This is a genomic window from Actinomadura sp. NPDC049382 (genome assembly GCF_040677125.1).
Taxonomy (GTDB): Bacteria; Actinomycetota; Actinomycetes; order Streptosporangiales; family Streptosporangiaceae; genus Spirillospora; species Spirillospora geliboluensis.
In genome coordinates this window covers 65,588-84,386 of the sequence record NZ_JBFARO010000023.1, presented here as the reverse complement: position 1 = coordinate 84,386, position 18,799 = coordinate 65,588, and the positions used below count along the sequence as shown (strand labels likewise).

Here is an 18,799-nt window from a genome sequence, read left to right as displayed (position 1 = left end):
CTCCAAGATCAGTAGTTGTCATCGGGGGCCCGGCCTCAGCGCACGTCGACGTAGTCGGTGGGCGCGTTGGATGCGATGTAGGTGCCGCTCCCCGCGTACTTCGCCATCCACGTGCCGTCCTTGGACGCCGTGAACGTCTTCTTGAACCAGCCGTCGCTTCCCGTCTTGGTGTCGGCCATCCACTTCCACGTGGACGTGCCACTGGCCTTGAAGTAGACGGAGATCTTCGCGCCCGGCGCCACACTCGACGCGGGCCGGTAACGGTACAGAAGGCCCTTGACCGTAATGGTCTTCCCCTTGCTCACCGGCTCCGGCGAGGCGTTGAAGTTGTACATGTTCGTTCGGTACTTGACGTCGATGTAGTCGACCCAGCTGATCAGGGGCGCGTTCTGCGCGCTGCCCGGGTAGCGAAGGCGCCAGTAGCCGTCCTGCTTCACGGGCTTGTCGGCGATGAAGTAGAAGTCGCCCGGTCCGGCCAGCGTCCAATTCTGGAAGACCGTCCATGTCCTGCCGTCCGGGGAGAACTCCAGGTACACCGGCAGATCCGTGTCGGTGGCGCGGGAATTCAGCCTGCCGCTCACGCTCATCAGATTGCCATAGGGGAAGGGCTCCGGGCCCGGGTTGAATCCGCTGAGTTGCAGCATGTTGCGGACATTGAGCGCACCGAGGCCGACCTCTGAGGGAGCGAAGAACCCGCCGCCCATGTAGCGAGCGACCACAGTGGCCGACGCCCCCTCGTTCCGGCCGGCCTTGAAGGTGGTCCGGAACGTGCCGTCCGCCTCCGTCCGCACCCCACGGGGGAAGGAGAAGGCCACTTCGGCGGGCACCTCGACGCGGACCTCGCCGTCGGCAACGGGCACGGGTCCGGCAGGGCTCAGCCGGACGACCTTTCCCTCCACCGTCATGTCCGTGAACGGCGCCACCGTCGACGCCGGCATGATCTTCGCGGTGATCTGCGTGGCCTGCTTCTCGACGGTGATCGGGGCGGCCCGATGCGTCCCGCAGAGCTGCCCCTGCGAGATGAGCTGCACGGTGGGAGCGGTGTCGCCTCTCGTGCTCAGGGTGAACGAACCGTCCTCACCCGTTGTCGTGGAATCGTCCCCGTACTGTGCGCTGACCTTCGCGCCCCGCGCCGGTTCCGGCGCGGCCTCGCGGTACTTCTGGACCAGGACCCTGCCGCGCATCGTCACGTCGGAATGCTCGAAGTCGATGACGTCCGGCGAGTTCGTCAAGTCGGCGATGGTCGTCATGTAGCAGTCGTAGAACTGGCTGTACCGCGTGACGGTGGCGCCGTCGGCCGTGGCGACGAGCACCTCCACACGGGTCGTGCCGGGGCGGGCCTCGATGTCGGAGCGGAAGGCCGCCGTCCAGACGCCGTCGTGCTCGGTTCCCTCGGTCAGCGTGAGGTCGACCGTGGCGTACGGCTCCGCGTCGAGGCTCTGGTAGTGCATCTTCGCGCGCACGCTGGTGACGCCGCTCTCCGACTTCGCCTTCATCGTGAGCTTCACGACGCGGTCCTTGGCCAGCCGGTCGAAGTCCAGCGTGAGCATGACGCCCGTCGCGTCCGCCTGCGCGGCGGTCGCGGGGACGAGCAGGGCCGATGCCGCGAGTGCGGCGGCCGCGAAGAGGGCAGAACTTCGACGCACAGGGTCTCCAAGGAAAAGAGATAAGCAGGTGCCGAGCGGTGGGGACCGGCGCCGCCCGCGCCGGTCCCCACCCATGCGGCCTAGGTCAGCGCACGTCCACGTAGTCGGTGGGCGCGTTCGAGGCGAGGTAAGTGCTGCTTCCCGGGTACTTGGCCATCCAGGTGCCGTCCTTGGACGCGGTGAACGTCTTCCGGAACCAGCCGTCGCTTCCCGTCTTGGTGTCGGCCATCCACTTCCACGTGGACGTGCCGGCCGCCTTGAAGTAGACGGAGATCTCCGCCCCCGGCGCCACACTCGACGCGGGCCGGTAACGGTAGAGAAGGCCCTTGACCGTAATGGTCTTCCCCTTGCTCACCGGCTCCGGCGAGGCGTTGAAGCTCGTCATGTAGGTCCGGTACTTGACGTCGATGTAGTCGGCCCAGCTCGTGTAGGGCTCGGTGTAGCCCCCGGCGGGGACGACCGCGCGCCAGTACCCGTCGCGCACCGGCGGGACCTCGAAGTGGAAGCTGCCGTCCCCGTCGAACACCTGGGTGGCCTTGTTGGTCCAGGACTTGCCGTCGGGGGAGAACTGCAGCACCACGGTCCCGATGGCCGGGGCCGGAGTCCATGTGCCGTCGGCCATCTTGCGCATGATGGTGCCGCTTCCCGTCAGCTTCCTGTCCAGCGCGACGGGCTCGGGGGCGGGGTTGAAGCCGGTCATGGACGTCCGGTACGCGACCATGCGCACGTTGGTACCGGCGTAGGACAGCTCGTAGCCGTAGTAGTCGTCCGGCAGATTGGCGGGATCGTTGGCGAAATCAATGGTCCACGCGCCGTCGGCGGTGATGGTGACTTGGACGCTGTAGTTCCCGTTGGCGTCCGTGGTCGGCGTGGCGATGGTGTGCCAGTCGCCGCCGGTCGCCAGGTCGAACTGGAGGTCCAGCTCCTTACCGGCCAGCGGGCCCCAGACGCCGTCGCGGCTCAGCCGTTCCAGGCGGCCGCTCACGGTGACCTTGTCACCGACGATGAGGCGGTCCGGCATGGAGAAGCTGAGGCGGGTCTTGAGGCGCTGCTTGGTGATGCGCGTCGCCGCGCTCTTCACGGGGCGGTAGGCGGCATCGCCGCTGAAGGCCAGGACGGCGTCGCCCGTCTTGGTGAACTCCGTGGTCCCGGCGGCGCGGCCGTCCGCGCCGGTGACGGCGGTGGCGATCTCACCGTCGGGCCTCGTCAGGCGCAGCGTCGCGTTCGCCACCGGTTGCAGGCTTCCGTCGGCGGCCTTGGACAGCAGCCGCCCCTTGAACGTGCCGCGCGTGTTCTCCACATCGATCGTGGTCGGCCCGATCTCGACCTCGGTGAGGACGGTGTCGGCGCCGTTCTCGATGACGGCCCTGTCGTTGTACACGAGCGTCCGGTCGGCGTTCGTCAGCTCGACGTCGACCCCCCAGCGGCCCTCGCCGACGGTGAGAGCGGACTTCGTGCGCCACACGCCGTCCTTGGCGGAGCCCTCGACGAGCTCGAAGTCGTCCACCGCGGTGGACGAGTCGCCGCCCACGGGGTGGACGAGGACGCGCACCTTGGAGATGTCGGTCTCGGAGGTCGCGGACACCTCCAGCCGGGTCGTCGCTCCGGGCGAGAGGACCGTGACCGAGCGCAGCACCGGGTAGGCGGCGGCCGCCGCAGGAACGGCGGCCAAGGAGAGGACGGTGGTCAGGATCGCGACCAGGGCGAGCAGTCGGCGCACGGGGCCTCCATGAACAAGGGTGCATGGAGGAGACGCACTTCACATTCGGGTGGTTTACCTCGAAATCCGATATTTCGGGCACAGAATGATCACGGAGGCGCCGTGCGGGGTCAGTGCCGGTGCGGCGGGACGGCGCAGGTGTCGTCGGTGCAGGCTTCCGCGTCGCCGCCGATGGTGGTGAGGGCGGGGTTGGCGTCCGTCCAGGCGCGGTTGAGGGCCTCGGTGAACGCTTCGGGCGGCTGGGCGCCGGAGACGCCGTAGCGGCGGTCGAGGACGAAGAACGGGACGCCGGTCGCGCCGAGGGCGGCGGCCTCGCGCTGGTCGGCCTCCACGTCGGCGGTGAACGCGCCGGAGGCGAGCGCCTCGCGAGCGGCGTCGGCGTCCAGGCCCGCCTCCGCGACGACCTGGACGAGGGAGTCGCGGTCGAACACCGAGCGGCGGTCGGTGAAGTGCGCCTTGTAGAGGGCCTCGACGACCTCGTCCTGGATGCCCTGCTTCGCCGCGAGGTGGACGAGCCGGTGCGCGTCCACGGTGTTGCCCGCGCGGCCGCCTTCCAGGTGGTACTCCAGGCCCGCCGCCGCGGCGCGCTCCTCCATGTGCCGGTTCATCTCGACGGCCTGCTCGCGCGTCATGCCGTACTTCTCCGCCAGCATGTCGGCCACCTCGACGGTCTCCCCGGGCGGGAAGGTCGGGTCGAGCTGGAACGAGCGGTGCACCACCTCTACGTGGTCGCGGTGCTCGAACCCTTCCAGGGCCTTCTCGAAATGCCGCTTGCCGATGTAGCACCAGGGGCAGACGACATCGGACCAGATCTCAACGCGCACGGGGCAACCCTTCGATTAGGAGTCACCCGCTAGCAACACGCGGAGGACCGAATCTGTTTCAGCTCTGCCGGCCGGTGCGGATCGAGGTCAGCCAGTCGGCGGCCTCGGTGAAGTCGGCGTCGTGGGTGCCGCGCCGGATCTCGGGGCGGACGCTGTCGGCGCGCGGGTAGGAGCCGACGAAGCGGAGGTCGGCGCAGACGCGGCGCAGCCCCATCAGGGCCTCGCCGACGCGGGCGTCGGAGACATGGCCCTCGAAGTCCATCCAGAACAGGTAGGAGCCGAGGCCGGCGCCGGTCGGGCGCGACTGGATCAGCGTCAGGTTGATGCCGCGCATGGAGAACTCGGTGAGGATCTCCAGCAGGGCGCCCGGGTGGTCCTCGCCGATGAAGGCGACGACGGTCGTCTTGTCGGTGCCGGTCGCGGCGGGCGGCGGGCACGGGCGGTGCAGGACGACGAAGCGGGTGACGGCGTCGGCGACGTCGTGGATGTCCTCGGCGAGGACGGACAGGCCGTAGCGGGCCGCGGCGAACGAGCCGGCGAGCGCCGCGTCGTAGTGGCCGTCGGCGACGTGCTGGGCGGCCTCGGCGTTGGACGTGGCGGCGCGCCACTCGGCGTCCGGGACGTTCTCCAGCAGCCAGCGGCGGCACTGCGGCTGCGCGATCGGATGCGACGCGACCGTCTTGATGTCGTCGAGCGCGGTGCCGGGCCGCACCAGCAGCGCGAACGACACCGGCAGATGGACCTCGCCGACGATCTGCAGGGGCTCGCCGGTGGCCAGCTCGTCCAGCGTGGTGGGGACGGAGCCCTCGACGGAGTTCTCCAGCGCGACGACCGCCGTGTCGGCCTCGCCGCTGCGCAGCGCCTCCAGGACGGCCGGGACGGTCGCGTACGGGAGGTGCTCGGCGTTGGCGGCGCCGGGGAGGGTGAGCAGCGCCGCCTCGGTGAACGTGCCCTGCGGACCCAGGTAGGCGTAGCGCGCTGTCCTGTCGTCTGCGGTCACGGGTCCCCCGGGGCGAACGGTGTGGTGGAGTGCCTCTGACGTGAGGCGAGATACCCGAGTCTACTTCCCGGCGGGCGGAGCCTGGAGCGTCAGGTGGGCGGAGCCCGGAGCGTCAGGCGCGGGCCGAGGTGCGCTCGCCGCCGCCGAAGTCGGGCAGCGGGTCGTCCATCGAGACGACCGGGCCCTTGCCGAGCCGGGCCGCGCGCAGGGCGTGGCTCTCCTCAGGGGACAGCATCTCCACCGGGTGCCCGGCCTGCACGACCTTGGCGTAGGTGCGGGTCTCGGTGCGCCCGTTGATGGAGCTGACGACGACGCCGTCGCCGACCGCGTTGATCAGCGCGAGGGAGAACGACCGGTGCCCGGACATCTCCTTCAGTGCGTCGTAGTGGACGATGGCGAGGTCGCGCAGCGCGCGCTCGTCCACCGATCCGCTGGCGACCTGGAGCTGGCGCCTGAGCATTTCCCCGCACTCGTCGACGACCTGGTTGACCCGGTTGTGCGCGACCACCGCGATGGAGAGGCCCGCAACACCGGCGACCAGGCCCGCGACGGCCACCGCGACTAGCATCACGGGGCGAGCGTACCCACCTCGACCTCCGGTTGCGAAGGATCCTCCCGGCCGGCGTCCGGTTTCAGCCGGTTCACCAGCCAGCCGCCGAGCAGCGCCATGGCGGCGAGCGCCGCGATCCCGAACGAATCCCGCAGGACCTGGCCTGCGAATTCCGCTATGACGGAGTGTTCCGGGCCGATCCACGCACGTCCCCACCAGGGGAGCGGCCACAGGAACAGCAGCCACACGGCCCCCGCGAACAGACATCTTCGCGTGTCCCGTCCATCACCGGCCAAAGCCCCAATGACCGCGATCATCCAGACAAGGTGGTGGATCCATCCCACCGGGGACAGCATCACCGACAGCAGCCCGGTGATCGCGACGCCGGCGAGCAGTAGGCTGGAGGCGTCCGACCCGGTCAGCTCGTCGGCGGCCAGGGTGGCGCGGCGGGCCCACCGGAAGCCGGCGTAGGCGACGGCCAGGGCCAGCACGAGCCACACCGCCGTCCGGACCGGGCCCTCGTCGAAGATCCGCGCGACGATCCCCTGCACCGCCTGGTTGGTGGTGCCGTCGACCGCGCCCGTCCGGTCGCCGCCCTGGAGCAGCGCCCCGAACCAGTAGGCGGACGAGTCGGCGGGCAGCAGCATGAACCCGCCGAGGGTCGCGGCGGCGGCGGTCAGCACCGCGTTGACCAGCGCGTCCCGCCGCCCGGTGAGCAGGAAGTAGATGAGGAAGACGCCCGGCACCAGCTTGATCGCGACGGCCAGCCCGACCAGCGCGCCGCGCGGCCAGCGGGGCGTGCGGGCGCAGCAGTCGGCGAGGCACATCGCGAGCAGGAACAGCCCGACCTGCCCGAACCGGACCTGGTCGCGGACGGGGTCGAGCCAGGCCATCGCGGCGAACAGGACGCCGGCGGTGAGCGGCGCCCAGCGCCCGGTCCGGCGGATGAGGTCGCGGAACGCGAACCACACCACGATCGCCAGCGCGACGTAGATCAGCACGACCCAGGTCCACTGCGCGACCGGCCAGGACAGCAGGGTGAACGGCACGGCGAGCGCGGCGGCGAACGGCGGGTAGGTGAACGGCAGCAGTTGCGGCGGCTGGGTGAGGAACTCGTACAGCGGCGCCCCCCGCAGCACGGCCAGGCCGCCCTCCCGGTACACCTCCAGGTCGACGAGCCGCTGGTCGGGCGGGTTGGTGAGCCACCGGGACGCGATCGGGACGACCGCGATCACGGCGACGGCGATACCGGCGAGGAGAAAGGGCAGGCGCGACCGCCGGACCCGCCCGCCGCCGACCTGATGCGCCCTGGGACCGTCCACAGCCCGCAGGATATGGCCCCAATGCGGTACTAGTGCTCTTGTAGCCTTGACGCCATGATGCGCCGGGGGACCAAGATCGCCGTGTTCCTCGCGACCCTCGGGACGGTGCTGACCGCGATCCTCGGCTGGTCCCCCGCGTTCGCCGACGACCCGCCCGGCGCCGGCGCGGGCGCCGCCACCGGGCGGGTCGTGATCGTCGGCGTCCCCGGGCTCATGTGGAGCGACGTCACCCGGGAGAACACGCCGGCGCTGTGGGAGCTCACGGGCGACGGGTCCGCCGCGGGCCTCAGCGTCCGGACGACGCGGGTCAACACCTGCCCCACGGACGGCTGGCTGACGCTGTCGGCCGGGCAGCGGTCCCGGCTGCCGCACGGCGACTGCGCGCTGCCCGCCGCGCCGATCCTGCCGGGGCAGCCCTCCCCCACCGGCCCGCCGCCCGCCGGGGGCGCGATCGCCGCCGGCTGGCCGGCCATCAAGAGCGACAACGCGGGCACCAACTACCACGCCGAGATCGGGCTGCTCGGCGACGCCGTCCACAAGGCGGGCGGCTGCACGCTCGCGGTCGGGCCCGGCGCGGTGTTCGGCGCCGGCGACGGCGGCGGCCGCGTGGACCGCTACGTCGCGTCCCCCGACAAGGTCACCGCCGCCGACTGGGTGCGCTGCCCGCTCGCCGCGGTCGACGTGGACGACCTGTTCCGCGGCTACATCGACGCGGGCGTCGACCCGAAGGGCGACCAGATCCCGCTGTCGGAGGCCAAGCGCGCCGACGCCGCCGCCGCTGCCGACCGCCGGGTCGCGCAGGTCGTCAAGGGCGTCCCGCAGGGCACGACCATCCTGCTGGCGGGCCTGTCGGACACCGGCGTCAACCCGCACCTGCGCGTCGCCGTCGCGAAGGGCGACGGGTACGGGCCGGGCTTCATGACGTCCAGCGCCACCCGCCAGGAGGGCCTGGTCACGCTGACCGACCTCACCGCGACCACGATGAAGCTGCTCGGGCTGCCGCAGCCGAAGCAGGCCGTCGGGTCGGCGTGGAAGTCGCAGCCGTCGAAGGCGTCCACGCAGGACCGGATCGACGCGCTGGAGGACGAGGACGTCGCCGCCCAGGCGATCCGCAACGTGCAGACGTCGTTCTACTGGGTGCTGTTCGCGACGCAGCTCGTCCTGTACGGGGTCGCGGTGGTGGCGCTGCGGCGCCTCGGCGGCGACCGCCGGTCCCGGGCGCGGATACTGGGCGGCACCCGGGTGATAGCGCTGCTGGGCGGGGCCGTGCCGGGCGCGTCGTTCCTCGCCGGGCTGCTGCCGTGGTGGCGGGCCGACCATCCGACCCCGGTGCTGATCTGCACCGTGCTCGGCTTCGCGGGGCTGCTGACGGGCGTGGCGCTGGCCGGCCCGTGGCGGCGCTCCGTGGTGACCCCCGCGCTGATCATCACCGGGGTGACCGCGGCCGTCCTCGCGCTGGACGTGATGACCGGGTCGAACCTCCAGCTCAACACCCTGATGGGGTACACCGCGCTGGTCGCCGGCCGGTTCTACGGCTTCGGCAACCAGGCGTTCTCGCTGTTCGCCGTCGCCGCGATCCTAACGGCGGCGTGGCTGACGGAGTACCCGCTGCGGCAGGGCCGCAAGCTCGTCGCGGTCGCGATCGTCGCCGTGCTCGGGGTGGCCGCAGTGCTGGTGGACGGCCTGCCCGCGTTCGGCAGCGACTTCGGCGGCGTGCTCGCGATCGTCCCCGCGTTCGCGATGCTCGGGCTGATGGTCACCGGGCGGCGCGTGTCGGCGCCGCTGCTCGGCGCGTTCTTCGCGGCCGGCGCGGCGATCGTGCTGTTCATCTCCTACCTGAACGCGCAGAGCGCCAACCCGACGCACCTCGGCCGGTTCTGGCAGGACCTGATGGACGGGGACGCGTGGGGCATCGTCACCCGCAAGTTCAACGCGATGCTGAACAGCCTCGGGTACTGGCCGTACACGCTCGCGATCGCCGCCGCCGTCGTGTTCCTGTTCTTCGTGCTGGCGCGGCCGACGCGGTGGCGGGTGTCGCTGCTGAGGGGCGCCTACAAGCAGAGCCGGTCGATGCGCCCGGCGCTGATCTGCGCGCTGACCATCGGCGTCGTCGGGACGCTGGTGAACGACTCCGGCGTGGTGATCCTGTCGGTGGCGTTCAGCCTGGCGACCCCGCTGATGCTCGCGGCCGGGCTCCGCTCACTGGAGGTCGATCTGAGGAACGCAGACACGCCGCCACCAGCGCGGCCAGAATCGCCAGAAGCGTCCACGGGACCACGGTCGGCCGAACGACGGTGAACAGCCACTCCAGGTCGTCCGGGAGCCGGATGCGGGCGGGGGCGCGGGCCGGCAGGTAGGCGAGGCTGAGCGCCGCGGTGTGGGCCAGCAGGATCCAGTCGATCCGGGTCCAGGGGAGCAGCGCGAGGACCGCCCAGCCGAACCCGTCGTACCAGGGCAGCGCGTAGGGCGCCACGAGCAGCCACGCGAGGACGAGGGCGGCGGCGACGCGCCGGTCCTGCTCCACGCCCTCCTTGGGCAGGGCCCGGATGAGCAGCACGAACAGCGCCAGGCCGAGCAGCATCGCGCCCGTCTTGATGATGTCGCGCTGGGAGCCGCGCCCGAGCGACTCGTCCAGCAGGTGCCAGGGCGTCGCGAACGACACCATGTCGCTCGCCTCGCGGACCTGGTCGAGGGAGTGCGGCCCGGCGAGGGCGTAGGAGACCACGGTGACCGCCGCGGCACCGCAGGTCAGCGCGGCGAGGCGGCCGAGCGGGCGCCACCGGTGCCCGGTCCGCGCCGAGCGGAGCAGCGCCCAGGCGGGCCCGCCGGCGACGAGCGCGGCGGGCAGCTTGATCGCCGCGCCGGCCCCGGCGAGGGCGCCGGCGGCCAGCGACCGCGCCCATCCGGCCCGCGGCCCGAACACGGCGAGCGCGGCCACCATCGGCGCGATCGCGAGGACGTCGTTGTGCGCGCCCGCGACCAGGTGGAACAGCACGAGCGGGTTGCAGGTCCACAGCAGCGCGGTGCGGAGCCGCCGCTCCTCGGTCTTGGACGCCCGGTAGAGGACCAGCGCCGTCACCGCGAACGCGAGCACGTTCACCACCGACATGACGAACACCGTCAGCCGGACGGAGCCGTCGCCGATCCACGCGGCGAGCGCCTGCTCACCGGTCGCGATGGGCCCGTACACCGACGGCGTCGTCCGCCACTCCTCGGGGGCCCCGGCGACCGGGTCGCGCGACAGGTCCTCGGCGCTCGTCGCGTACGGGTCGTGGCCGGTCGCCGCCATCCGCCCGTAGGACGCGTAGTTCAGATGGTCGGTGGAGCCGACCGGCGGCATGCACATGAACGCGACCGCCGCCAGCAGCCCGGCGGCGACCAGCGGCAGCGCCCGCACCCGCCAGCCCCTGCGGACGGCGGCGAAGCACAGCGCGAGGCCCGCGGTGCTCGCCACGATCCCCGCGACGACCAGGCCGATCACCAGGTACGGCGACGGGTGGACGTCCAGCGCCCACGGCGGCTGCCCCGGGCGGCCCTCCAGTTCCGGCTCGAACACCGACGGGCCCAGCAGGGCGGTGCCGAGGAAGCAGGCGATGCCGGCCCCGATGCCCCACAGCCCGCCCGTCCCGAGACGGGTCACGGGCGGCTGCCGCGCAGCCGGTCCAGCCGCCGCGCCACCGCCGGGTCGCGGCTCGCGAGCGCCCGCGCGACGTCCCGGAACTGCCGGCCGCGGTGCAGCTGCGCGCGCCAGTCGGTGCCGGTGGCGCGGTGCGCGAGCGGCACCTCCACCTCCCGCACCCGGAAGCCCTGCCGCAGCAGGTCGATGGTGAGGGCCGTCTCCACGCCGAACCCGGGGGCGAGCGGCAGCGCGGCGTCGAACGCGGCGCGGGTCAGGCAGCGCTGGCCGTTGAGGGGGGCGTCGGGCTCCCAGCCGGTGGCGCGGCGGATGCCCTCGCGGGACAGCCGCACCACGAAGCCGTGGCCGCCGAGCTTCACCGTCGTGGTGAACACCGCGATCGTCATGTCGGCGTCGCCGGCCCGGACGGGCTCGACGAGCGGCGCGGCCTCGCGGGCGGTCTCGGCGAGGTCGGCGTCGAGGAACAGCAGGTGGCGGGGCTGGTCGCGGCCCCCGGCGTCGACTCCGTCGAGCAGCCGCGCCGCCTCGGCGCCGGTCTCCATCGCGGCGCCCTTGCCGCGGTTGCGGCTGTGCCGCACGACCCGGGCCCCGGCGTCGCGCGCGACCCGGCCGGTGCCGTCGGACGACCCGTCGTCGACCACCACCACGAGGTCGGTGCCGGGCAGCTCCTGGGCGGCCTTGACGGTGGCCGCGATGCGGTCGGCTTCGTCCTTGGCCGGGATGATCACCGCTACGTCCTGCATATCGCGATGGTAGTCGGGTGGCGGCGCGGGCGGCGGCAAGGCGCCGCGAACCGTTACCCGCGCGCCGACGCGGCGACCCCCGGGGTTCACCCGGCAGGCCGCCTCCGCTCGAAGGACGGTTGGTCGGACGGTGGGACGGCCGGCCGGGACGGCCGGGCCGGATGGTTCGGACGGGTCAGCCGGCGTCCAGCACCGGCGCGGCCTTCGTCACGGTGAAGACGGTGTCGAGCCCGGTGACCTGCAGGATCCGCTGGACGGCCGGGCGCGGGGCGGCGAGTTCCAGCGCGCCGCCCTGCTCCTTGAGCCGCTTCATCGCCGAGAGCAGCACGTTCATGCCGGTCGAGTCGCAGAACTCGACGCCGCTCAGGTCGACCACGACGCGGGTGACCTCCTCGCGGAGCAGCCCCGCGAGGGCCGCCTGCAGCCTGGGCGCGGTGTACAGGTCCAGCTCGCCGGTCGCCGTGACGACGGCGTGACCTCCTTGAGACGCGGTCGAGACATTTAGCTCCACGTTCGGCACACTATCTCGGGAACGGCCGGTGGGCCAGGCAGTTCGCCAAGTCCCCTGTGCGGTGGGTGTTTCCTGGGCGTGTCGCCGCCTTGCCAGCCCCGCACGCTTTGGTTACTACGTACCGTGATGTCCTGGTTTCGGCGTTCCTGCGGCGCGATCACGCCCGGACCATCTCCCCGGTTCCCCCCTCACGGGAGGCCGGAGTGAGAGAGGCTGAGCGGGTGCAACCGAAGGCCGATCCGAGAGAGACCCGGCTCCGCGAACGCCTGGAGGCGATCCGGACCCGCTCGGCGAAGTCCAGCTCGTGGCGGACGTCCACCCAGCTGCTGTCCCGCCTGGTGAACCGGAACGGCTTCGTCCCCGTCCGGACGCGCCTGTCCCGCGAGGACCTCGCCTTCCTCGCCGGCGCCCGGGAGGAGGTCATCGCGTTCGCCGACCTCGGCGTCCGGCTCCTCGACCTGCACCGCCCGCAGGAGTCCGGCGGCATCACCAGCGACCCCGACCGGCCCATCCGCCGCTGCCGGGCCTGCATGTCCCGCTGGCCCTGCCCCACCTTCCGCACGATCGCCGAGACCCTGGAGACCTGAGGCCGCCGGGCGGTCGGGCGGCCTCAGACGGCGGTCAGGGGGAGCCGGACCTCGAAGCGGCAGCCGGGCCCGTCGTTGGCGACGCCGATCCGCCCCGCGTGCGCCTCGACGATGCCGCGGGCGATGGCGAGGCCGAGGCCCGCGCCGCCGCCCGGGGTGCGGGCCGCCTCGCCGCGGAACGCGACGTCGAACACGCGCGGCAGGTCGGCCTCGGGGATGCCGCCGCACGCGTCGGCGACCGTCACCCGCGCCTCCCCGTCGGCGACCTCGCCGATGATCTCGACGGAGCCGTCGCCCGGGGTGTGCCGGATCGCGTTGACGACCAGGTTGCGCAGCGCCCGGCCCAGCTCCCCCGCGTCCACCTGGACGGGCAGCCCCTCGCGGACGTCGCCGCGCAGCCGCACGCCCTTCGCGCGGGCGAGCGCCTCGGTGCCCGCGACCGCCTCCGCGACCAGGTCCGCGAGGCCGACGCGCTCGCGGGACAGGCGCAGCGCGCCCGCGTGGATCCGGGACAGCTCGAACAGGTCGTCCACCATCTCCGTGAGCCGCTCCACCTCGACGCGGATCCGGCCGTGGTAGCGCTGGACGGTGCGCTCGTCGGCGACGACCTCGTCCTCCAGGGCCTCGGCCATCGCGCGCAGGCCGGCCAGCGGAGTCCGCAGGTCGTGGCTCACCCAGGCGACCAGCTCCCGGCGGCTCGCCTCAAGGGCCTGCTCGCGCTCGTGGGACGCGGCCAGCCGGTCGTAGGCCGCCTCCAGCTCGCGGGACAGCTCGGCCAGCTCGGCGGGGAGGCGCGCCGCGGGCGGACGGAACCGGTCGGCCCGGACCGCCTCCACCAGCGTGCGGTTCGCGGCCACCAGGCGGCGCCCGAGCAGCACCGACACCGCCATCGCGACCACGCCCGCGGACGCCACGACCGCGAGGACGACCGCCCGGTCATGGTCGTTCAGCACCATCATGAACGAGATCACGATGATGCCGGAGATCGTCGCCAGCACCGTCGCCACGCCCACGACGATCAGCTGGGTGGCGACCGAGCGGCCGCGCAGCACGTACAGGGCGGCGAGCGCCACCGCCGCCACGGTGCACGCGGCGAGCACCGCGTACCAGACGACCCACAGCAGGTCCTCGAAGGGGATCACGGCTCGTCCACCACGGGCTCGTTCACCAGAGGCTCGTCCACCACGGGCTCGTAGCGGTAGCCGACGCCCCACACGGTGACGATGCGGCGCGGGGCGGTCGGGTCGTCCTCGATCTTCTCGCGCAGCCGCCGGACGTGCACGGTCACCGTGGAGGAGTCGCCGAACGTCCAGTCCCAGACCCGCTCCAGCAGCTCGTCGCGGGTGAACGCCCGCCGCGGGTGCCGGAGCAGGAACGCCAGCAGGTCGAACTCGCGGGAGGTGAGCGCGAGCCGCTCGCCGCGCAGCTCCGCCTCGTGCGCGCCGACGTCCACCGCGAGGTCGCCGTCGCGCAGCGGCCCGGCCGGGACGGCGGGCACCAGCGCCCCGCGCGCCCGGCGCAGCACCGACCGGACGCGCAGGGCCAGCTCGCGCGGGCTGAACGGCTTCGTCACGTAGTCGTCGGCGCCGGTCTCCAGCCCGACGAGCCGGTCGGTCTCGGCGCCGAGCGCTGTCAGCATCACGATCGGCACGGCCGAGGTCTCGCGGAGGCGGCGGCACACCTCCAGGCCGTCCATGCCGGGCAGCATCAGGTCGAGGACGATCAGGTCCGGCGGCTGGTCGAGCGCCCGGCGCAGCGCGGTCGGGCCGTCCGCCACGCAGGCCACCTCGTGCCCGTCGCGGGCCAGGTAGCGGGCGACGACCTCCGCCACCGTCGGGTCGTCGTCGACCACCAGGACGCGTCCCGCGGGGGTCACGGAGTTCACGCAGGACACGGTATGCGGTGGGCGCGGCCGCCCCGCGTCCACGTCACCACCCTGTAAGGATTTGCGGCGGCCGTAAGGGTTCGCCTCAGGGGTTCTCAGGGTGCGGCTCCGCCGCGCGTCGGGGACGGGTCAGGGCCAGGGTCGTTCCCAAGGGTGATGTCCCCCGCCGAACCGGCGCATACGGTGGAGACATGGGTAAGACGATCCTGACCATCATCGGCGTAGTGCTCGCGATCTGGCTGGCGATGACCGTCATCGGCGCCATCATCTCGATGCTCAAGTTCTTCTTCTTCATCGGACTCGTCGCCGTCATCGTGGTACTCGCCGTGACCGCCGTGTCCAAGATGTCCAAAAGCCGCTGACCGAGCAGCTCATACCCCTTGCGGGGCGTCGCCGGTGACCGCATGATGCCGGAATAACCAGGCGGTCATCGGCGAAAGGGACATACCGTGCCCGGTCTGACTGAGGTGCTGCGCGAACGCGCACGTTCACATCCCGATCGCCTCGCGTACATCGCGGGCGACCATGAGATCACCTTCCGCGACTTCGACCGGCGCGCCGACCGGGTCGCGAACGCGCTCACCGCCGCGGGCGTCGGCCCCGGCGACCGGGTCGCGATCCTCGACAAGAACTCGCTCGAATACGCCGAGCAGCTGTTCGGCGCGGCCCGCATCGGCGCCGTCCAGGTGCCGGTGAACTACCGGCTCGCCCCCGACGAGGTCGCCTACATCGTCAACAACGCGCAGGCGAAGGTCTTCATCGTCGGGCCGGAGTTCGTCCCCGTCCTCGACGCGATCGCCGGCAAGCTCGAACACACCGACCACATGGTGGTCGTCAACGGTCAGGACCACGCCTACCGGGACTACGCCGCCTGGGTGGACGCGGCGCCCGACACCCCGCCCGAGCACGAGCCCGAGACGTCGGACGTGTTCGTCCAGCTCTACTCGTCCGGCACGACGGGGCTGCCCAAGGGCGTCATGCTGACGCACGACAACTTCCTCGCCGCGCTGAGCGTGACCACCGACGTGTGGGACATCGACGAGTCGTCCGTCCTGATGGTCGCGATGCCGATGTACCACGTCGCGGGCAACGTCCTCACCGTCTCCGCGGTCTACAACGCGATCACCGGCGTCATCGCCCGCGAGCCCGACCCCACCCTGATCGCGCAGGCGATCGAGCGGCACCGCGTCACGCACATCTTCCTCGTCCCGGTCCTGCTGCAGTTCATGCAGCTGATCCCGGAGGTCGCCGCGTGCGACCTGTCCAGCCTGAAGCTGATGCTGTACGGCGCGTCCCCGATCAGCGAGGACGTCCTGCGCGGCGCCATGCGGATGCTGCCGGGCACCGAGTTCATGCAGGTGTACGGGCTGACGGAGGTGACCGGCGCGATCACGATGCTGCCCGCCGCCGACCACGACCCGGACGGCCCGAACCCCCACCGGCTGCGCAGCGCCGGGCTCGCCAACGACACCACCGTCCTCAAGATCGTCGACCCGGCGACGCAGGAGGAGGTCCCCGCCGGGCAGGTCGGCGAGATCCTCTGCCGGACCCCGCAGAACATGAAGGGCTACTGGGGGATGCCGGAAGCGACCGCGAGCGCGCTGTCCGACGACAACTGGTTCCGCACCGGCGACGCGGGCTACCTCGACGAGGACGGCTACCTCTACATCCACGACCGCGTCAAGGACATGATCATCTCGGGCGGGGAGAACATCTACCCGGCGGAGGTGGAGAACGTCCTGATGGGCCACCCCGCCGTGTCCGACTGCGCGGTCATCGGCGTCCCGGACGAGCGCTGGGGCGAGACCCCGAAGGCGCTGGTGGTGCTGTCGTCGGACGTCCCCGAGAAGGACATCATCGACTACTGCCGCGAGCACCTCGCCCACTTCAAGTGCCCGAGCTCGGTCGAGCGCCGCGACGAGATCCCGCGCAACCCCACGGGCAAGATCCTCAAGCGCGAACTCCGCGCCCCCTACTGGCAGGGCGAAGAGCGCTCAGTGCACTGACGTGACCGAACCGCCGGGGGCGTCCACCGCCCCCGGCGGCCGCGTCACCTGAAGCGGACCTCGGCGGACATCGGGCGGTGGTCGGACGTCCGGACGCGGGTGGCGGGGACGCTGCACGAGACCCCGGCCGACTTCGGGATGAACAGGTAGTCGGTCTTCTGCACGGCGGCGCCCTGCCAGTTCTGGCGGGTCATCGCGCCGGTGCGGGACGAGCCGGACTGGTCGCACTCGGCGTAGGCGCCGTAGAGCGGGTCGAGGGCCGGGCTGTCCGGGCTGTCGGCGAAGTCGCCGCCGAGCAGGACGCGGCCGCCGCCGCCGAGCACGGCGAGCGCGCGGGCCTCCTTCTGCCGCCAGTCGCCGCCCTCGGACGGGTCGAGCCGCGTGACGCACACCCGGGTCGCCCACGACGCGACCTCGCCGCACAGCGCGATGCGCGTCCGGCCCGCCGGGGCCGGGAGCTTGGCCTGGCGGGTCTCGGTCAGCGGGCTGTCGGTGCCGATCGCGACGCCGACCCGGCCCTGGCCCTGCGCGCAGGACGCGCCGCCGGGGGTCGCGGCGAACGCCCACGTCCAGGTGCCGGTGGACTTCTCGGCGGTGCGGACCTGCCCCTCGCAGACCTCCTGGAGGAGGACGGCGTTCGTCTTGACCTTGCGCCCGCCGACCTCGGTGGCCCGCGTCCGCTGGACGATCTGCTTGGCGATCGCCGCGGGCGCCGCCGCGGACGGGCAGCCGGGGCCGCCGCAGACGTTCCAGGTGACCGCGTTGATCGTCACCGCGGCGGGGCGGGGGGCCGGGGCGTCGGCGTGGGCGGGACCTCCACCCCCCGGCAGGCCGTCGATGCTCGCGCCGGTGGCGGCCGCGGTGACGACCGCGGCGGCCGCGCAGACCGAGAGCAGGGGAATCAGGGCGCGGGGGGATCGCACACGTTCTCCAGTATGAGGCTATCTGCGGGGGTAATGCCGAAATCTCACCACATCAAGATCGCATCCGCCAGCGTTTCACGACCAAGCGGTCATCCCGGATACGGCGATTCCCGGCGCCCCAAGGCTAAGGGGCCCGGCGGATGCTCCCGCCGGGCCCCTTAGCCCGCTAGCCGAGCAGTTCGGTCACCGTGCCGGCGCCGACCGTCCGGCCGCCCTCGCGCACCGCGAAGCCGAGCCCCTCGGTCATCGCGACCGGCCTGCCCAGCTCGACGGCCATCTCGACGGTGTCGCCGGGCAGCGCCATGCCGCCCTCGCCGCCGAGGTCGATGCCGCCGACCACGTCCGTCGTGCGGAAGTGGAACTGCGGCCGGTACCCGTGGAAGAACGGCCTGGACCGGCCGCCCTCGGCCGCGGTCAGCACCCGGACCCGCGCCCGGAACCGCGTGTGCGGCCGGATCGCGCCCGGCGCGCTGACCACCTGCCCGCGCCGCACCTGGTCGCGCTTGACCCCGCGCAGCAGCATGGCCGTGTTGTCGCCCGCCTCCGCGCGGTCCATGGTCTGCCCGAACGTCTCCAGCCCCGTCGCGACGGTGCCGAACGACTCGCCGAGCCCGACGACCTCGACCGCGTCCCCGAGCCGGACCGAGCCCTGCGCCACGACCCCGGTCACGACCGTGCCGCGCCCGGTGATCGTGAGCACGCTCTCGACCGGCATGAGGAACGGCGCGTCCAGCACCCTGCGCGGGACGGGCACGTACGCGTCGATCGCGTCGAGCAGGTCGCCGATGCGGGCCGTCCAGTACGGGTCGCCCTCCAGCGCCCGCAGCCCGGACACCCGGACGATCGGTATCTCCTCGCCGGGGAACCCGTACTCGGAGAGCAGCTCCCGGACCTCCAGCTCGACGAGGTCGAGCAGCTCGGCGTCGTCCACCATGTCGGCCTTGTTCAGCGCCACCACGATGTGCTCGACGCCGACCTGCCGCGCGAGCACCACGTGCTCCCGCGTCTGCGGCATCGCGCCGTCCTGCGCGGAGACCACGAGCACGGCCCCGTCCACCTGGGCGGCACCGGAGATCATGTTCTTCACGTAGTCGGCGTGACCGGGCATGTCCACATGGGCGTAGTGCCTGGTCGCGGTGGAGTACTGGACGTGCGCGACGTTGATGGTGATGCCGCGGTCGCGCTCCTCCGGGGCTCGGTCGATGCGGTCGAACGGCACCGCCGACGCGAGCCCGCGCTCGGCGAGCACCTTGGTGATCGCCGCGGTCAGCGTCGTCTTGCCGTGGTCGACGTGCCCCATCGTCCCGATGTTCAGGTGCGGCTTGTCGCGCTCGTAGAGCTTCTTCGCCATGGTCTTTCCGTCCTCACGATGCCGAACGTGAGAACCCACGCGGCGCACGGGCCGCGTTCACTCGGACCACCCCCCTCCGCTGGTTCTCCGGAGG

General features: G+C 72.3%; 16 protein-coding genes and 1 pseudogene. 4 read left to right on the top strand and 13 right to left on the bottom strand.

Annotation, left to right across the window (positions count from 1 at the left end; translation table 11 throughout):
* Window positions 1-35 precede the first annotated feature (35 nt).
* The 6 genes from AB0K34_RS17130 to AB0K34_RS17105 form a co-directional block, all read right to left on the bottom strand.
* The gene (locus AB0K34_RS17130) at window positions 36-1,646 is read right to left on the bottom strand and encodes a hypothetical protein (protein ID WP_364549583.1); all 1,611 of its coding nucleotides are present in this window, start codon (window positions 1,644-1,646) and stop codon (window positions 36-38) included.
* 85 nt (window positions 1,647-1,731) lie between these two features.
* Window positions 1,732-3,366, bottom strand: coding sequence for a hypothetical protein (locus AB0K34_RS17125; RefSeq protein ID WP_364549582.1), 1,635 nt, complete (start codon window positions 3,364-3,366; stop codon window positions 1,732-1,734).
* Between the two features lie 110 nt (window positions 3,367-3,476).
* Complete coding sequence (locus tag AB0K34_RS17120) at window positions 3,477-4,190, bottom strand: DsbA family oxidoreductase (RefSeq protein WP_364549579.1); 714 nt, start codon at window positions 4,188-4,190, stop codon at window positions 3,477-3,479.
* Window positions 4,191-4,248: 58 nt separating this feature from the next.
* Window positions 4,249-5,190, bottom strand: coding sequence for a prephenate dehydratase (pheA, locus tag AB0K34_RS17115; RefSeq protein WP_364549576.1), 942 nt, complete (start codon window positions 5,188-5,190; stop codon window positions 4,249-4,251).
* 112 nt (window positions 5,191-5,302) lie between these two features.
* Window positions 5,303-5,758, bottom strand: a complete 456-nt coding sequence (locus tag AB0K34_RS17110; RefSeq protein ID WP_138636692.1) for a DUF4446 family protein — start codon at window positions 5,756-5,758, stop codon at window positions 5,303-5,305.
* Window positions 5,758-7,062: a glycosyltransferase 87 family protein gene (locus tag AB0K34_RS17105; RefSeq protein ID WP_364549573.1), complete on the bottom strand. Its 1,305-nt coding sequence runs from the start codon at window positions 7,060-7,062 to the stop codon at window positions 5,758-5,760. The genes AB0K34_RS17110 and AB0K34_RS17105 overlap by 1 nt, the downstream gene beginning before the upstream one ends.
* Window positions 7,063-7,116: 54 nt before the next feature.
* Between AB0K34_RS17105 and AB0K34_RS17100 the strand changes: the two genes are divergently transcribed.
* A complete protein-coding gene (locus AB0K34_RS17100; protein WP_364549570.1) occupies window positions 7,117-9,360 on the top strand; it encodes a hypothetical protein in 2,244 nt (747 codons plus the stop codon).
* A gap of 637 nt (window positions 9,361-9,997) precedes the next feature.
* Here AB0K34_RS17100 and mptB read toward each other — a convergent pair.
* From mptB to AB0K34_RS17085, 3 genes and pseudogenes are all read right to left on the bottom strand, one after another.
* Window positions 9,998-10,402, bottom strand: a pseudogene (gene mptB / locus AB0K34_RS17095) (polyprenol phosphomannose-dependent alpha 1,6 mannosyltransferase MptB); the annotation flags it as partial.
* A 296-nt stretch (window positions 10,403-10,698) separates the two neighbouring features.
* Entirely contained in the window at window positions 10,699-11,442 is a 744-nt protein-coding gene (locus tag AB0K34_RS17090) for a glycosyltransferase family 2 protein (RefSeq protein ID WP_364549567.1), read from the bottom strand.
* A gap of 175 nt (window positions 11,443-11,617) precedes the next feature.
* The gene (locus AB0K34_RS17085) at window positions 11,618-11,953 is read right to left on the bottom strand and encodes an STAS domain-containing protein (RefSeq protein ID WP_138636689.1); all 336 of its coding nucleotides are present in this window, start codon (window positions 11,951-11,953) and stop codon (window positions 11,618-11,620) included.
* Between the two features lie 203 nt (window positions 11,954-12,156).
* Here AB0K34_RS17085 and AB0K34_RS17080 point away from each other — a divergent pair, with 203 nt between their 5' ends.
* Window positions 12,157-12,540, top strand: coding sequence for a hypothetical protein (locus AB0K34_RS17080; RefSeq protein WP_240807598.1), 384 nt, complete (start codon window positions 12,157-12,159; stop codon window positions 12,538-12,540).
* A 23-nt stretch (window positions 12,541-12,563) separates the two neighbouring features.
* On the opposite strand, the gene AB0K34_RS17075 is transcribed toward AB0K34_RS17080, so the two are convergent.
* Both AB0K34_RS17075 and AB0K34_RS17070 read right to left on the bottom strand, forming a co-directional pair.
* A complete protein-coding gene (locus AB0K34_RS17075; protein WP_364549562.1) occupies window positions 12,564-13,682 on the bottom strand; it encodes a HAMP domain-containing sensor histidine kinase in 1,119 nt (372 codons plus the stop codon).
* Window positions 13,679-14,425, bottom strand: coding sequence for a response regulator transcription factor (locus AB0K34_RS17070; protein ID WP_364549559.1), 747 nt, complete (start codon window positions 14,423-14,425; stop codon window positions 13,679-13,681). The genes AB0K34_RS17075 and AB0K34_RS17070 overlap by 4 nt, the downstream gene beginning before the upstream one ends.
* Before the next feature lie 191 nt (window positions 14,426-14,616).
* Here AB0K34_RS17070 and AB0K34_RS17065 point away from each other — a divergent pair, with 191 nt between their 5' ends.
* Together AB0K34_RS17065 and AB0K34_RS17060 are read left to right on the top strand one after the other, a co-directional pair.
* Window positions 14,617-14,787: a hypothetical protein gene (locus AB0K34_RS17065; protein ID WP_171069016.1), complete on the top strand. Its 171-nt coding sequence runs from the start codon at window positions 14,617-14,619 to the stop codon at window positions 14,785-14,787.
* A gap of 87 nt (window positions 14,788-14,874) precedes the next feature.
* On the top strand, window positions 14,875-16,431 hold the full coding sequence (locus AB0K34_RS17060; protein WP_364549556.1) for a long-chain-fatty-acid--CoA ligase: 1,557 nt from the start codon (window positions 14,875-14,877) through the stop codon (window positions 16,429-16,431).
* Window positions 16,432-16,475: 44 nt separating this feature from the next.
* Here AB0K34_RS17060 and AB0K34_RS17055 read toward each other — a convergent pair whose 3' ends face one another.
* Complete coding sequence (locus AB0K34_RS17055; RefSeq protein ID WP_364549553.1) at window positions 16,476-17,354, bottom strand: endonuclease/exonuclease/phosphatase family protein; 879 nt, start codon at window positions 17,352-17,354, stop codon at window positions 16,476-16,478.
* Between the two features lie 166 nt (window positions 17,355-17,520).
* Window positions 17,521-18,705: an elongation factor Tu gene (gene tuf, locus AB0K34_RS17050; RefSeq protein ID WP_301174056.1), complete on the bottom strand. Its 1,185-nt coding sequence runs from the start codon at window positions 18,703-18,705 to the stop codon at window positions 17,521-17,523.
* Between the last annotated feature and the right edge of the window lie 94 nt (window positions 18,706-18,799).

Bases quoted from the DNA above. Each gene is read 5' to 3' on its own strand.
- AB0K34_RS17100 (WP_364549570.1), top strand. From the start codon at position 7,117: ATGATGCGCCGGGGGACCAAGATCGCCGTGTTCCTCGCGACCCTCGGG.
- AB0K34_RS17110 (WP_138636692.1), bottom strand. From the start codon at position 5,758: ATGCTAGTCGCGGTGGCCGTCGCGGGCCTGGTCGCCGGTGTTGCGGGC.
- AB0K34_RS17090 (WP_364549567.1), bottom strand. From the start codon at position 11,442: ATGCAGGACGTAGCGGTGATCATCCCGGCCAAGGACGAAGCCGACCGC.
- AB0K34_RS17065 (WP_171069016.1), top strand. From the start codon at position 14,617: ATGGGTAAGACGATCCTGACCATCATCGGCGTAGTGCTCGCGATCTGG.
- tuf (WP_301174056.1), bottom strand. From the start codon at position 18,705: ATGGCGAAGAAGCTCTACGAGCGCGACAAGCCGCACCTGAACATCGGG.